The sequence below is a fragment of the Streptomyces sp. NPDC102462 genome (assembly GCF_044765425.1).
Taxonomy (GTDB): Bacteria; Actinomycetota; Actinomycetes; order Streptomycetales; family Streptomycetaceae; genus Streptomyces.
In genome coordinates this window covers 184,025-198,878 of sequence record NZ_JBIWKB010000006.1, presented here as the reverse complement: position 1 = coordinate 198,878, position 14,854 = coordinate 184,025, and the positions used below count along the sequence as shown (strand labels likewise).

Sequence of the window (14,854 nt, the reverse complement as noted above, 5' to 3'; positions counted from 1 at the left end):
ACCGCCGCCAGGGCGTGGTTCGACCGGTCACCGGCTCCGAAACGATGGGGAGTCGATCTTGGCTCGCCCGGTAGGCTTGGGGAGAGTTTCACGTGAAACGAGCCCCCGATCCGCGAAGACTGGATGAACGACGATGCATCGGTACAGGTCCCACACCTGCGGCGAGCTCCGCGCCTCTGACGTCGGCACCGACGTCCGGCTGAGTGGCTGGCTGCACAATCGGCGCGACCTGGGCGGCATCCTCTTCATCGATCTGCGCGACCACTACGGCATCACCCAGCTCGTCGCCCGCCCCGGGACCGAGTCGTACGAGGCGCTGGACAAGCTCTCCAAGGAGACGGTCGTCCGGGTCGACGGCCGGGTCGTCTCGCGCGGTGCCGAGAACGTGAACCCGGACCTGCCGACCGGTGAGGTCGAGATCGAGGTCGGCGCGGTCGAGGTGCTGGGTGCGGCGGCCCCCCTCCCCTTCACCATCAACACGGAGGACGGGGTCAACGAGGAGCGGCGCCTGGAGTACCGCTTCCTGGACCTGCGCCGCGAGCGCATGCACCGCAACATCATGCTGCGCACGTCGGTCATCTCCGCGATCCGCCACAAGATGGTGGCGATGGGCTTCAACGAGATGGCGACGCCGATCCTGTCGGCCACCTCGCCCGAGGGCGCGCGTGACTTCGTCGTGCCGTCCCGGCTGCACCCGGGGAAGTTCTACGCCCTGCCCCAGGCGCCCCAGCAGTTCAAGCAGCTGCTGATGATCTCCGGCTTCGACCGCTACTTCCAGATCGCGCCCTGCTTCCGCGACGAGGACGCCCGCGCGGACCGCTCGCCGGGCGAGTTCTACCAGCTCGACGTCGAGATGAGCTTCGTCGAGCAGGAGGACGTCTTCCAGCCGATCGAGAAGCTGATGACGGAGCTGTTCGAGGAGTTCGGCGGCGGCCGTCATGTCACCTCCCCCTTCCCGCGCATCCCGTTCCGCGAGGCGATGCTCAAGTACGGCTCCGACAAGCCGGACCTGCGCGCCAAGCTGGAACTGGCCGACATCACCGATGTCTTCGAGGGCTCGGAGTTCAAGGCGTTCGCGGGCAAGCACGTGCGTGCCCTGGCGGTGCCGGACGTGGCCGCGCAGCCCCGCAAGTTCTTCGACCAGCTCGGTGACTTCGCCGTCGCGCAGGGCGCCAAGGGCCTGGCGTGGGTGCGGGTCGCCGAGGACGGGTCGCTGTCCGGCCCGATCGCGAAGTTCCTCACCGAGGAGAACGTCGCCGAGCTGACCAAGCGGCTGTCGCTGGCGGCCGGTCACGCCGTGTTCTTCGGCGCGGGCGAGTTCGACGAGGTCTCGAAGATCATGGGTGCCGTGCGGGTCGAGGCGGCCAAGCGTGCCGGGCAGTTCGAGGAGAACGTCTTCCGCTTCTGCTGGATCGTCGACTTCCCGATGTACGAGAAGGACGAGGAGACCGGCGCGATCGACTTCTCGCACAACCCCTTCTCCATGCCGCAGGGCGGCCTTGAGGCACTGGAGAACCAGGACCCGCTGGACATCCTCGGCTGGCAGTACGACATCGTCTGCAACGGCGTCGAGCTGTCCTCCGGTGCCATCCGGAACCACGAGCCGGACATCATGCTCAAGGCCTTCGAGATCGCGGGCTACGACCGCGAGACGGTGGAGGAGAAGTTCGCGGGCATGCTCCGCGCCTTCCGCTTCGGCGCCCCGCCGCACGGCGGCATCGCCCCGGGCGTCGACCGCATCGTCATGCTCCTCGCGGACGAGCCGAACATCCGCGAGACGATCTCCTTCCCGCTCAACGGCAACGCCCAGGACCTGATGATGGGCGCGCCGACCGAACTGGAGGAGACCCGACTGAAGGAACTGCACCTGTCGGTGCGCAAGCCGCAGCCGAAGTAGGGCGCGTAGGAACGAAGGAACACAGCACGGCACGCACAAGGGCTCGGAACCGGTGAAGGTTCCGAGCCCTTGTGCGTGCCGTGCTCGGCGGCCCGGCCGCGTGTCCTCGGTCAGGACATGGTCAGGACAGGGACTTGTACGCCCCCCAGCCGCTCGCGATCTTCACCCGGGCGCCGAACGACCCCTTGCCGTCGCCGCTGTTGCGGTACAGGTTCCCGGCGCTGTCGCGGGAGACCAGGTCGGCCTTGCCGTCGTCCGTGATGTCGCCGACGCCGACGACCGCGTTGTACGAGCCGCCCCAGGAGGAGAACAGCTTGGTGCGAGGCTTGAAGGTGCCCTTGCCGGTGCCGTAGAAGCGGTACAGGTTGTTCGCCTTGTCCTGGGCGAGCAGATCGCCGATGCCGTCGCCGTTGAGGTCACCGACGCCGACGACCTTCTTGTAGCCCTTCCAGTTGTCGTACAGCTTCACCCGGGCCGACAGCTTGCCGGTGCTGGTGGCCTTGTAGAGGTAGACCGCGCCGGTGGCGGCGTTGCGGGCGATCAGGTCGGCACGGCCGTCGCCGCTGATGTCGCCCGGCGAGGTCAGCACGTCGTACTGGGTCCAGCCGCTGCTCGCCAGGGTCGTGTACTTCGTCGACGGCTTGAGCGCCGCGTTGCAGCCCGGCTTGTACAGGCGCAGGGCGCCGCTGCTCAGCCGGACCAGGACGTCGTTGCAGCGGTCGCCGCTCAGGTCACCGATCGGCACGAAGCGGGCGCTGGTCGGCCAGCCGGTCCCGGTCGTCCTGCTGCCGAACTTCCCCGTGCCGGTGCCCTGCTGGTAGGTCAGGCCGCCGGAGGCGTTGAGGGTGAGCAGGTCGCCCAGGCCGTCCGGACCGTCGGCACTCGCGAAGTCGTGCCGCACCGGGGAGCCCTCCAGCAGGAAGCCACTGCCGGACGCCATCGTGGCCGGCGCGGAGGTGCCCAGACCGGTCGCCTTCAGGGCCCAGGTGAATCCCCCGTTGGGGAAACGCTCGCCGCTCGCGGTCTTGCCGCTCCAGGTCGCGTGCAGCACCGCAGGGACGGCCCCGCCGGTGAACGTGCGGGTGGCCCGGCCCCTCGTGCCGCTCTGCACCGAGGTGAAGGTCAGGGCCCAGGAGGTGACCGGGCGGGACAGCAGCCACTCGCCGCTCCACGGTTCCCCGCTGCCCGGGAACACGTCCTGACCGGCGTCCGTGCGGAATGCCGTCGCCGCGGTCGGGGCGATGCCGGTGGTGGCGATGTGCGTCTGCTCGTAGGCGTCGAACCAGGCGACCAGGCCCGTGTACTCGTCGACCGTCCACCGGTGGCGGCGGTCCACGGCGGGGCCCGTCTCGGGCAGCTGGGAGGCGATCACCCGGGTGGCGCCGGTGGCCGCCTCGGTGAGCATCAGCCGGCCGGTGCCGTGGTCGTGGCGGACCGTGAAGCCGTCGCCGAGCAGCACGTCACCGGGGGTCACGGCGCGGGAGCGGGCGGCCTTGGTGTCGTACACCCCGGCCGAGCGTGTGCCGCAGGCCCAGTACACCCAGCGGCCCGCCGCCTGGAGTTCGGTCGGGACGCAGCCGAGCGAGGGCACCGTCACCGTGGCGAGGGTCTTCTTCTGGGTCAGGCTGTACGAGGTCAGCTTGCCCGCGGTGGAGGTGGCGCTCCACAGGACGGGGCCGTTCAGGGCCGCGGCCCGCACGGAACGCTTGAGCTGCCGGCCGTACCCGAACTCGCCGACGTACTGCATCGGCGCCTGGCCGCCCGAGTTGTAGACGGCGTAGCCGTCGGAGACGTCGACGATCTCGCCGCCCTCGGTGCCGAACTCAAGCGTGGTGGAGGACCACTCGTCGCCGATGGCGACCAGCCGGTCGGCGTTCTCCAGACCGCTGCCGCTCTCGTCGAAGAAGGTGTCGAGGAAGACGTCCGCCGGGTCGGTGCCGCTGTTGCCCCACAGCGGCGAGCAGGCGATGTCCGGGTCCGGGCACTCCGGGCCGACCGAGTCGCCGGCCTTGGGTGCGGAGGCGGTCAGCGTGGTGGAGCCGTTCGTGGTGAGCGTGCGCACGGACGTGGGGTACGTGCCGCTTCTCCTGTCCTGGGCCACGCGCAGACTGCCCCGGCTGAGCGCCAGGCCCGTCTTGGGGTACTCCAGCGGTGCCACCTTGGACAGCTTCGTGAGCAGCGGGGCGCCGTCGGGACCCACGGTGACGCGCTGCACCCACCAGTCGGTCGTGCCGGTGCCGCCGGTGACCAGGGCGGTCCCGGCGGGGGCGGCCAGGGGGGTGCCGTACGACCGGGTTAGCAGGGTCCGTACGGTGCCGTCGGTCAGGGAGACCGCCCGTACGCCGCCGCCGGACGTGGCGAGCACCATCCAGTCCCCGACCAGGACGGGAGCGCCGGTGCCGGCCGTGCTGCCGGCCGGCACCGGGGTCGTCTCCCCGGCCGTGAGGTCGGTGCGGGACTTGAGGTGCAGCCCTGACGCCGGCGTGTACCAGCCGACGCGGTCCTCGGTGAGGACCAGCTGGGGCCGGAAGGCCGCGCCCGTGAACGCCACCGTGAACCGCGCCGTCGCGAAGTCGAGGTAGCCGACCGTGTACGAGACCACGGTGCCGGCCGCCCGGACCGGGTAGGCGAGCAGCGCGCCCTTCCCGTCGCCGGTCCGGACGAACATGCTCTCCGACCAGTCGGCCTCCGCGGAGGGGTAGCCCGTCACAGAGCGATCCCGCTCCACGCCGTCGACCTCGTCGAGGAGCAGCAGCGAGGTGCCCTGGGCGGTCTTGTCGCCGATGGCGTTGTACCCGGCGACGATGACTGTGTCGCCGTACGTGCCCACGTAGGCGTGGGAAGGCACGCGGAGGGTGCGTGACGCCCCGCCGTCGGGGGTCCACAGCGTCATGTCGCGGCCGTACCGGTCGGGCAGGGCCACGGTGTCGGTGCCCTGCCCGTAGTGGCCGGAGGGGCACGGGTCGTCGATGGACTCGCAGGCGCGGCCGTCCGGCTGGTAGACGCTGCCGGAGGCGGTTTTCACGGTGACCGTGGTGCCGTCGGTGTAGTCGGTCCACAGCAGCCCGGCGATGTCCTCACGGCGGTGCAGGAAACCGGTCTCGCCCGCGGCGAGCAGGCGCTCGGCGCGCGGGGTGTCGCCGCGCGGATCGTTCAGGACGATCTCAGTGGTGCCGGCGTTCGTGGCCGCGGCGGTGGCGGCCCGTGCCGTGCCGGTCTGTGCCGAGACGGAGAACAGTGTGATCGAGCCGGCCGCCAGCACGGCCGAGAGTACGGAGCCGAGAACGGCCCGGCCGCCCCGCCCCAGGGCGTGTCTGCCCACGTGAGGTTCCCTCCCCCGCGGGGGCTCCCCACCCCCGCACAAGTGAGCGGACTGTACCAGTGCCCGGCGTGCGGGGAAGGGGCGGCGCCGGGCGTCGGCGGGGCCGACGCCCGCGGGGTCAGGCGGCCTCGCCGCCGAAGCGGTCCTTGTAGGTTTCCAGGTCGTCGTCCGTGAGCTTGGCGAACAGGACCGGTGGGACGGTGAAGGGGGTGCCTGCGGGGACCGCGACGAGCGCGCGGGCCTCGTCCGCGGAGACCCAGGCCGCCGTGTCGTCGGGCAGGGAGAAGGCCGCGCGCATGGCGGCCGACGCCGACGGGATGAGCGGTTCCGAGACCACCGCGTACAGGTGGATCAGGTTCATCGCCGTGCGCAGCGTGAGGGCCGCGCCGTCCTTGTCGGTCTTGATCTCCAGCCAGGGGGCCTTCTCCTCCAGGTAGGAGTTGCCCGCCGACCACAGGGCGCGCAGCGCCGCCGCGGCCTTGCGGAACTGGAGCGCCTCCATGTGCTCCTCGTACTCGGCCAGCAGGCGGGCGATCTCCGCGCCGAGCTTCGTCTCCGCCTCGCCGGGCTCGCCGCCCGCCGGGACCTGCTCGCCGAAGCGCTTCTTCGAGAACGACAGCACACGGTTGACGAAGTTGCCGAGGGTGTCGGCCAGGTCCTTGTTCACCGTGGCCGTGAAGTGCTCCCAGGTGAAGGACGCGTCGTCCGACTCGGGGGCGTTGGCGATCAGGAAGTAGCGCCAGTAGTCGGCCGGAAGGATCTCCAGGGCCTGGTCCGTGAAGACGCCCCGCTTCTGCGAGGTGGAGAACTTTCCGCCGTAGTACGTCAGCCAGTTGAACGCCTTGACGTAGTCGACCTTCTTCCACGGCTCGCGGACGCCGAGTTCGGTGGCCGGGAACATCACCGTGTGGAACGGGACGTTGTCCTTCGCCATGAACTCGGTGTAGCGGACGTCCGTGTCGACGTCGTACCACCACGACTTCCAGTCACGGTTCTCCGGGTCCCGGTCCGACCACTCCTTCGTCGCGCCGATGTACTCGATCGGGGCGTCGAACCAGACGTAGAAGACCTTGCCCTCCGCGGCAAGCTCCGGCCAGGTGTCGGCCGGGACCGGCACGCCCCAGTCCAGGTCGCGGGTGATCGCGCGGTCGTGCAGGCCCTCGGTCAGCCACTTGTGGGCGATGGAGGACGCCAGGTGCGGCCAGTCCTTGTCATGGCGGGCCACCCACTCGCGGACCTCGCTCTCCAGCTTCGACTGGAGCAGGAAGAGATGCTTGGTCTCGCGGACCTCCAGGTCCGTGGAGCCGGAGATCGCCGAGCGCGGGTTGATCAGATCGGTCGGGTCCAGCACCCGGGTGCAGTTCTCGCACTGGTCGCCGCGGGCCTTGTCGTAGCCGCAGTGGGGGCAGGTGCCCTCGACATAGCGGTCCGGCAGGAAGCGGCCGTCGGCGGGGCTGTACACCTGGCGGATCGCGCGTTCTTCGATGAAGCCGTTCTCGTTGAGCCTGCGGGCGAAGTGCTGAGTGATTTCCACGTTCTGCGCGCTGGAGCTGCGGCCGAAGTAGTCGAAGGCCAGCCCGAAGCCGTCGTAGACCGCCTTCTGGGCGTCGTGCGCCTGGGCGCAGAACTCGGCGACCGGCAGGCCCTGTTCCTTGGCGGCCAGCTCCGCGGGGGTGCCGTGCTCGTCGGTCGCGCAGATGTACAGGACGTCGTGGCCGCGCCGGCGCAGATACCGGGAGTACACGTCCGCCGGGAGCATGGACCCCACCATGTTGCCCAGGTGCTTGATCCCGTTGATGTACGGAAGGGCGCTGGTGATGAGGTGTCGAGCCATCGCGGGCTGCTCCCAAGTCGCTACGTGGGGTGACGGTCGGCCGTTTTGCGGGTCGCTTTCGTCCGTCTACGAACCTTGAAATCGTAGCCGACACGGGTGCGCCGCCCGCCTCCCGTATTACGGGGTGGAAGCGGGCGGCGCGAGGCGAGGTGGACGCGGGCGGGGTGAAGCGGGCCGGGTTACGGGCGCCAGCCGGCCAGTACGCCCTCGTAGAGTTCCGCGTCCGTCAGCTCGCGGGGGGTGGGGCCCGCGTGGAAGAAGGACGCGTTGCCGGTCTTCAGCTTGCGGAGGTAGTCGAACGCCTTGTTGTCGTGCTCACCGAAGGCGACGAAGGAGAAGAAGACGGACGGGTGCTTCTTCGCGGCGTCCGCGAGGGCCTGGGTGGCGGGGGTCTTGGCGTCCGGGGCGCCGTCCGTCTGGAACACGACGAGGGTGGGAGTGGTGGCCGCGGCCTTGGACTTCGCGCGGTGGGCGAGTACGGCTTCCACGGCGGCGTGGTAGCTGGTGCGGCCCATGCGGCCGAGGGTCGCGTGCACCTCGTCGATCTTGTTCTCGTGGTCGGTGAGGGTGAGGTCGGTGGTGCCGTCCACCTCCGTGGAGAAGAAGACGACGTGGACCGTGGCCTCGGGGTCGAGCTCGGCGGCGAGGGCGAGGGTCTGCTCGGCGAGGGCCTGGGCGGAGCCGTCCTTGTAGTACGGGCGCATGGAGGCGGAGCGGTCGAGCACGAGGTACAGCTTGGCTCGGGTGCCGGTGAGGTCGGCCTTGGCGAGCGCTGCCGCTGCCGCGGGGGGTGCCGGTTCCTCCGGGGTTGCGGCGGCTTTCGTCTCGGCTTCGCCTTCGACGGTCTCGTTCCCACCCGCACCACCCGTGCGGGTTTCGTTGTCGGGTGCGGGTGGCCCCGCGGGGGTGTTCTCGCCGTCGGCGGCTGCCTGCGGGGGTGTGGCGGGTTCCGTCTCGGCTTCGCCTTCGACGGTCTCGTTCCCACCCGCACCACCCGTGCGGGTCTCGTTGTCGGGTGCGGGTGGCCCCGCGGGGGTGTCCTCGCCGTCGGCGGCTGCCGGTTCCTCCGGGGTGGTGGCGGGTTCCGTCTGGGGCTCGGGAGCCACCGCGACCGGCTCAGGTTCGGCCGTCGCCGTCGGCTCCTCCTCGTTCTTGCCGGTCGGCGTCTGCTCTTCCTCGGCCTCTTCGACGGGCGCCGGCGCCGGCGCCGGCGCCGGCTCGGGCTCGGCGGCAGGCGTCGGCTCCGGCTCCGGGGTCACCTCGGGGTCGGGCTGCTGCGTGGTCTCGGTGGGTGAAGCAACCTCCGACGCCACCTCAGCGCCGGCCTCTGCCGTCGTAGCCGTGTCCGGCGATCCGGCCGTGGTCGTCGGTTCAGTTGTCTCGGTGGGGGGTGTGATGTTGTCGAAGGCCGCTGTCACCAGGTCGTGCTCCGAGGAGGTGGCGTGGCGGGGTTCCGGGACCTGGGTGGGGGCCGGCTTGAGGTCGGCCTCCTGTGCCGCAGGCTCCGGCTTCGGGTCGGCTTGCTGTGCCGCAGGCTCCGGCTCCGGCGCCGCAGGCTGTTGCTGCGCGGGGAGCTGGTCCGCACCCTCTGCCGCGGCCGTGTGCCCCTTGCGTGATCGGCCGAATGCGTTCCGCAGGAGAGTGAGAATGCCCATGTGCGCAACCCTTCGCGTGAGTTGATGCCCGTCGATCCCTGGCCAGGACGGACACGTAAGGTTAGCGGCCCCAGATGGTGATCTTGGGCAGGGGCGAGAGTCCACGCCCCTGCACGGCAGCGCGCCGGCGGCTCGCCTCCCAACGCCTTTGAGGCCGGGCGCGGTTCACTTTTCGTTCATCTGGAGGCTGTCCGCTCGCACACGCCTGCCCATACCGTCACGCCCACACCAAGGGTTCGCAAGGGGAGAGCAAAGTGCGCAATCTGCTGCCGATCATCGGCTCGCATTCGGGCGGACGTTCCGCCATGACCTGTCGTTTCCGGTGTGGTGACGCCTGCTTCCATGAGGTGCCCAACACCAGCGCCAACGAGTACGTCGGCGATGTCATCGCCGGCGCCCTGAGCCGCCGTGGCGCGCTGCGCGCCGCCGCCGCGGTCACGGTGGCCGCCGCCGCGGGCTCCGCCGTGGTCGCCGGTGCCCCGCAGGCCGCCGCCGTGGACGCGAAGCATGGCAAGCCGGGCAAGCCGGTCAAACCCGGCCAGGCCGCGCGCGGTCTGCGGTTCGAACCGGTCGCGCCGAACACCGCCGACCAGGTCACCGTGCCCGGCGGCTACCGGCAGAACGTCGTCATCCGGTGGGGCGAGCCCATCCTGCGCGGCGCCCCCGCCTTCGACCCGGAGCGTCAGACGGCCGCCGCGCAGGCCGGTCAGTTCGGCTACAACAACGACTTCCTCGCCCTGCTGCCGGTGCCCGGCGAGCACCACCGTCAGCTGCTCGTGGCCAACCACGAGTACACGGACGAGGTCCTGATGTTCCGCGGGTACGACGCCGCCAACCCCACCCGTGAGCAGGTCGAGGTCGCCTGGGCCGCGCACGGTCTGTCGGCCGTCGTCGTGGAGGAGGACCGCAGCAGCGGCAGGCTGACCGTCGTCAACCGGCACCACCTCAACCGGCGGATCACCGCCACCAGCGAGTTCCGGCTGACCGGGCCCGCCGCCGGTTCGCGCCTGCTGAAGACCTCCGCCGACCCGACGGGCCGTAAGGTGCTCGGCACCCTCAACAACTGCTCCGGCGGCACCACCCCGTGGGGCACCACGCTGCACGGCGAGGAGAACTTCAACCAGTACTTCGCCAACGCCGACCGGGACACCGACAAGCGCTACGGCATCGGCACCGGCGCGACGGAGCGCAAGTGGGAGCGGTTCGACAAGCGCTTCGACATCGCTCAGGAGCCCAACGAGGTGCACCGGTTCGGGTACGTCGTCGAGTTCGACCCGTACGACCCGACGTCGACCCCGCGCAAGCGGACCGCGCTCGGCCGGTTCAAGCACGAGGCGGCGACCGTGCGGATGACGTCGGACGGGCGTCCCGTCGTCTACACCGGCGACGACGAGCGGTTCGACTACTTCTACAAGTTCGTCGGCAGCAAGCGGATGCGGCACGGCAACAGCCGTTCCGCGCGCGAGCACAACCTGACGCTGCTGGACGAGGGCACCCTGTACGTCGCCAAGCTCACCGGTGACTCCCCGGCGAGCGAGATCGACGGCAGCGGCACGCTCCCCGCCGACGGCGAGTTCGACGGCAGCGGCACCTGGATCCCGCTGGCCACCGCCACCGCGCACGGCGCCGTCTCGCATGTCGAGGGCATGAGCGCGGAGGAGGTCTTCGTCTTCACGCGGCTCGCCGGTGACAAGGTGGGCGCCACGAAGATGGACCGCCCGGAGGACATCGAGCCGTCGCCGCAGTCCGGCAAGGTGTACGTCGCGCTCACCAACAACACCAACCGCGGCAAGACCGGTTCCCCCGTCGCCGACGAGGCCAACCCGCGCACCAACAACAAGCACGGGCACATCCTCGAACTCACCGAGCGGGGCAACCGGGCCGACGCCACCTCCTTCGGCTGGTCGGTGTTCCTGGTCGCCGGTGACCCCGCCGACCCGGCCACCTACTTCGCGGGCTTCCCGAAGGACCGGGTCAGCCCGATCTCCTGCCCGGACAACGTGGCCTTCGACGCGCACGGCAACCTGTGGATCTCCACCGACGGCAACGCGCTCGGCACGCACGACGGCCTGTTCGGCGTCGCCACCAAGGGTGACCGGCGCGGTGAGCTGAAGCAGTTCCTGACCATGCCGAACGGCGCCGAGACCTGCGGTCCGATCATCCAGGAGCGCCGCGTCCTGGTCGCCGTGCAGCACCCGGGCGAGGTGGACGGCGCGTCCGTGGAGAAGCCGGCGAGCGCCTGGCCGGACGGCGCCGGAAAGATCGTGCGCCCGGCCGTGGTCGCGGTATGGCGTGCAGACGGCCGCAACATCGGCGTCTGACGACCGCGACAGGGTCGTGCAACGGCCGCGGGCGCGACAACCACGCCGCCCCCGCGGCCACCCACGAAGACTCGCCCAACCAGTCCCGCGGGGCCCGTCGCCCGCCCAGGCGCGCGGGGACCGGCGCAAATCCCACGACGGACCCGCGCCCGACAACGAACGGCCGGCTGATCAGGGGCGCGGGGACCGGCGCAAATCCCACGACGGACCCGCGCCCGACGACGAACGGCCGGCTGATCAGGGGCGCGGGGAACTGCGCAAAACCCACAACGCACCCGCAGTCGACGACGAACGGCCGGCTGATCAGGGGCGCGGGGAACTGCGCAAAACCCACAACGCACCCGCAGTCGACAACGAACGGCCGCCCGATCAACGCTGAGGCGGCGCAGCCGTCAGTGGGGCGACGCGATCGCCCGAGCCGCGGCCACCTCCTGCCGCAACGGCTCAAGGACACCATCCGCCGGCCCAGTGAGATCCGTACGGACCGCGATCAGCGTCGACGCCCGCCGCACACCGTCCGCCAGCTCCCCGAGCTGGCGTACCACCTGGTCGACCTCCGCGGCGGACGGCGGCGGGGCGCCGTGCCGTACCCGCACCCGGGCCGCCGTCGTGGCGTCGACGATCCGTTCCACGGCGACCACCAGCGGCCACCACGCGGCGGCGCGGCGGCCGGTGGGCGGGGGTTCGGTCAGGGCGCGCTGGAACTCGGTGCGGATGACCGAGAGGTCCCGGTAGAGGCGGCGGCGCATGCGGACACCCGCGGCCGGGTCGGCGTCGGGCCGGAACGCCGACCCGACGTAGCGGGCCGTGTCCGCGACCGCGTCGGCGAGCCGGTCGCCGACCCGGGTGTGCCAGCTCTCCGGCCACAGCAGATAGCCGGCGATCAGGGCGATGGCGCAGCCCAGCAGCGAGTCGAGCAGCCGCGGCAGCAGCAGGGCCGTCCCCTGGTGGTTCAGGATGTCGGAGAGCAGCAGGATCACCGGGGTGATCGCCGCGGTCTGGTAGCCGTAGCCGCGGGGCGTGAACGCGGGGATCAGCGGCGCCAGTACCACCATCACCGGCACGTCCCACCAGCCCCGCGGCACCTCGGCGAGGACGGCCGCCGCGACCAGCAGGCCCGCCACCGTGCCCAGCGCGCGCAGCAGCGCACGGGAGAAGACCGAGCCGAAGTCGGGTTTGAGGACGAAGGTGATGGTGAGGGCGACCCAGTAGGAGCGGGGCACCGGCAGGATCGACACCAGCACCTGGGCCAGTCCGATGCACAGGGCAAGCCGCAGGCCGTAGCGCCAGGAGTTGGCGGACAGGGTGACGTTGCGGGCGGCCCGTGCGGTGCGGACCCGCAGCGCGGCGGGGCCGCCGGGACGGTCGTCGATGCCGCGGGGGTCCATGTCGGGGGCGGCCACGACGGCGGCGGCGTGCCGCAGGGCGTGGTCGACGGCGCGCGCGGTCTCGCCGGCCGGTTCCGGCAGGGCCGGGCCCGCCGGTGCGGGGGCCGCGCCGGCCACGGCGTCGGCGAGGCGGCGGACCGCCGCGGGGATCTGCGGCGGCAGCGGTCCGCCGGCCAGGTGGGCGGCGGGTGCCGCCTCGACGACCGGGGTGATCGCGTTCAACTGGGCGAGCAGCCGGGTCAGTTCGCGGCTGCGGCCGTGGTGCCGGGCGCGCCGGGCGAGGATCAGGTCGTACGACTGGTTCAGGGACTGGGTGACCGCGCGGCGGGCGTCGTCGTACTCCTCGGTGCGGTCGGTGCCGGACACGGCGAGCAGCGCGGCGACCGCACGGTACGACTGCGCGACGGCCGTCCGCTCGGGCACGCCGGAGCGCAGCGGCCAGGAGAGCAGGGCGAGCAGCAGGACGAGCAGCCCGCCGCCGGTCATCAGGACCGGGGCCAGCCACCAGGGCGGGGGCAGCGGGAGTCCGGCGCCGACCACGGCGTTCAGGAGCAGGAGCAGTCCCGATACGGAGGCCACCGCGCCGATCGTCGAGATCATCCCGGAGACCAGCGCGACGACGGTGAGGACGCCGACGGCGAGCCAGCCCTGGTCGTGCACGGCCGAGCCGAGGGTGACGCCGACAGCGCCGAACAGCTGCGGCACGGCGATGTTGAGGATCCGCAGGTGGTAGGCGTCGGCGGTGTCGCCGATGACGCCGGACAGGGCGCCCATGGATGCCAGCGCGCCGTAGGCAGGGTGGCCGGTGGTGAGTCCCAGGGCCAGCGGCAGGGCCATGGCGACGGCCGCGCGGACCATGGCGGGCCGGTTGACGGGCGCCCGCTGCGGTCGCAGGTTCCGTACCAGCCAGTCGGGAGGGGTGAGGCTGATGGGGAACTCGCGGGACATGCGCCCATTATGTCCGGGGCATGCCGGGTCATCCCGGCCGGCCCCTGACCCGCCCTCGGCACCGGCGGGCTCGACTTCCGGCACCGGATGCCTGTCTGGCCTGCGGCGGGCAGCGGCCGGTCAGGCTCCGGGGGTGGCGGTGGGGCCTCCTGGTGGCCAGCCTGCTCCGATGCCGGCTTCGGGCTGGACGGGCTCGTCGTCGAATTCGGGGGGCCGCTGCGACGGGGCGGTGTCCCGGTGGGCGGGCAGGGCACGGGCCCGAGGGGACAGCGCGCGTACGTTCCGGGTCAGCCAGGTGACCACGGCCACCGTGAGGCCGAGGCCGAGCAGCAGCCAGGAGACCGTGCGCAGGGTGGCCGTGAGGGCGTCGTAGACGGCGCCGGCGGCCGGCTGGGGGACGTCGGTGGGCAGGTCGGCGAGGGTGAGGCGGCGGCCGATGGTGAGGGCGACGCCGAGCAGGGCGCCGCCGAGGGCCGTACCGAGCGCGGTCGCGGTGATCGCGCGCCGGCGGTGGACGGCGAGGGCGATGCCCGCGACGGCGAAGACGACGGCCGCCACGGGGAGCCAGAAGCCGGCGACTTCGAGCACGTGGTACCCCTTCCGGAGCGGAGCCAGTTCGTGGGCGGGCAGGACGGCGAACGCGGTGTGCTCGACCGGGATCCGGTCGGCGAGCGGCATGTGGTCCTCGGCGAGTTGCCGTTTGACCTGGGCGGTGACGGCCGCGAGGTCGACGGTGACCGGCTGTTCGAGCAGGTCGTCCTCGGCGTCCTCGTCGCGCAGCGCACGCAGAACGGCGTCGTGGGTGGCGCGGTTGCCCTCGTCCCAGGCGAGCCGGAAGGCGCGGGTCTGGGTGAAGGAGTGCACCGCGTCGTGCACGAACGGCCCGACGGCGCCCCGCACCGGGCTGACGTCGAACTTCTGGTCGACCTCGCGCATGATTCCGGCTCCGACGGTGTCCGCGACCGCGTCACGTACGTCCGGGTCGGCGGCGAGTGGCGCCATCGTCGTGACGTACCGGCCGGTGTCGGTGAGACCGTACGCCGCCCAGGCCGCCAGCGCACCGAACGGCACGAGGAGGCAGGCCAGACCGATCAGCGCCGCCGACAGGGCGCTCCTGAGACGTGGGGACACCCTCCCAGCCAACGGCCTCCGGCCCCGAACGGCGACCGCTATGGGTGCAATCGGGTGGAATGCGGACCGTATTCAACCCGCCACCACCGGACGCCCACCACCAACGGTCCCCGCGCGGGGCGCCGACAGCGGCACCGCCCCGCGTGCGATGACGATCCCGATCGGGTCGGCGGTCCCGGCCGCGCCGTGCCGCCGCGGCTCCGGCAGCGCTTGCCGGCCCCCGGCCCGCCCCCGGTGGAGCCACCGGCCCGGCGGCAGCACGGACCCGCGCTCGGCGGTGCCCCCGGCACACGACGCGCCCGGCCGCGGCCCCGCCCGGTGGTGGCCCCGCCCGGTGGTGGCCTTGTCCGGTGGTGGC

8 protein-coding genes are annotated in these 14,854 nt (G+C 71.8%); 2 read left to right on the top strand and 6 right to left on the bottom strand.

What is annotated here, in order from left to right; all coding sequences use genetic code 11:
• Positions 1–133: 133 nt before the first annotated feature.
• On the top strand, positions 134–1,897 hold the full coding sequence (gene aspS, locus ACIRFL_RS08010) for an aspartate--tRNA ligase (RefSeq protein WP_404025197.1): 1,764 nt from the start codon (positions 134–136) through the stop codon (positions 1,895–1,897).
• 121 nt (positions 1,898–2,018) lie between these two features.
• On the opposite strand, the gene ACIRFL_RS08005 is transcribed toward aspS, so the two are convergent.
• The 3 genes from ACIRFL_RS08005 to ACIRFL_RS07995 all read right to left on the bottom strand — a co-directional run bounded on the left by ACIRFL_RS08005 (position 2,019) and on the right by ACIRFL_RS07995 (position 8,708).
• Entirely contained in the window at positions 2,019–5,219 is a 3,201-nt protein-coding gene (locus tag ACIRFL_RS08005) for an FG-GAP repeat domain-containing protein (RefSeq protein WP_404025196.1), read from the bottom strand.
• Positions 5,220–5,337: 118 nt separating this feature from the next.
• On the bottom strand, positions 5,338–7,053 hold the full coding sequence (metG, locus tag ACIRFL_RS08000; RefSeq protein ID WP_404025193.1) for a methionine--tRNA ligase: 1,716 nt from the start codon (positions 7,051–7,053) through the stop codon (positions 5,338–5,340).
• A gap of 179 nt (positions 7,054–7,232) precedes the next feature.
• Positions 7,233–8,708, bottom strand: coding sequence for a VWA domain-containing protein (locus tag ACIRFL_RS07995; RefSeq protein ID WP_404025192.1), 1,476 nt, complete (start codon positions 8,706–8,708; stop codon positions 7,233–7,235).
• 254 nt (positions 8,709–8,962) lie between these two features.
• Here ACIRFL_RS07995 and ACIRFL_RS07990 point away from each other — a divergent pair, with 254 nt between their 5' ends.
• Positions 8,963–11,029, top strand: a complete 2,067-nt coding sequence (locus ACIRFL_RS07990) for a PhoX family protein (protein WP_404025189.1) — start codon at positions 8,963–8,965, stop codon at positions 11,027–11,029.
• A gap of 392 nt (positions 11,030–11,421) precedes the next feature.
• On the opposite strand, the gene ACIRFL_RS07985 is transcribed toward ACIRFL_RS07990, so the two are convergent.
• The 3 genes from ACIRFL_RS07985 to ACIRFL_RS07975 form a co-directional block, all read right to left on the bottom strand.
• Complete coding sequence (locus ACIRFL_RS07985) at positions 11,422–13,365, bottom strand: FUSC family protein (protein WP_404025187.1); 1,944 nt, start codon at positions 13,363–13,365, stop codon at positions 11,422–11,424.
• A gap of 120 nt (positions 13,366–13,485) precedes the next feature.
• Positions 13,486–14,496 carry a hypothetical protein gene (locus tag ACIRFL_RS07980; protein ID WP_404025184.1) on the bottom strand — a complete coding sequence of 337 codons (1,011 nt, stop codon included), beginning with the start codon at positions 14,494–14,496 and terminating at the stop codon, positions 13,486–13,488.
• 72 nt (positions 14,497–14,568) lie between these two features.
• Positions 14,569–14,854: hypothetical protein (locus tag ACIRFL_RS07975; protein WP_404025181.1), on the bottom strand; the 286-nt coding region annotated here is incomplete at its 5' end.

Bases quoted from the DNA above. Each gene is read 5' to 3' on its own strand.
- metG (WP_404025193.1), bottom strand. From the start codon at position 7,053: ATGGCTCGACACCTCATCACCAGCGCCCTTCCGTACATCAACGGGATC.
- aspS (WP_404025197.1), top strand. From the start codon at position 134: ATGCATCGGTACAGGTCCCACACCTGCGGCGAGCTCCGCGCCTCTGAC.
- ACIRFL_RS07995 (WP_404025192.1), bottom strand. From the start codon at position 8,708: ATGGGCATTCTCACTCTCCTGCGGAACGCATTCGGCCGATCACGCAAG.
- ACIRFL_RS07985 (WP_404025187.1), bottom strand. From the start codon at position 13,365: ATGTCCCGCGAGTTCCCCATCAGCCTCACCCCTCCCGACTGGCTGGTA.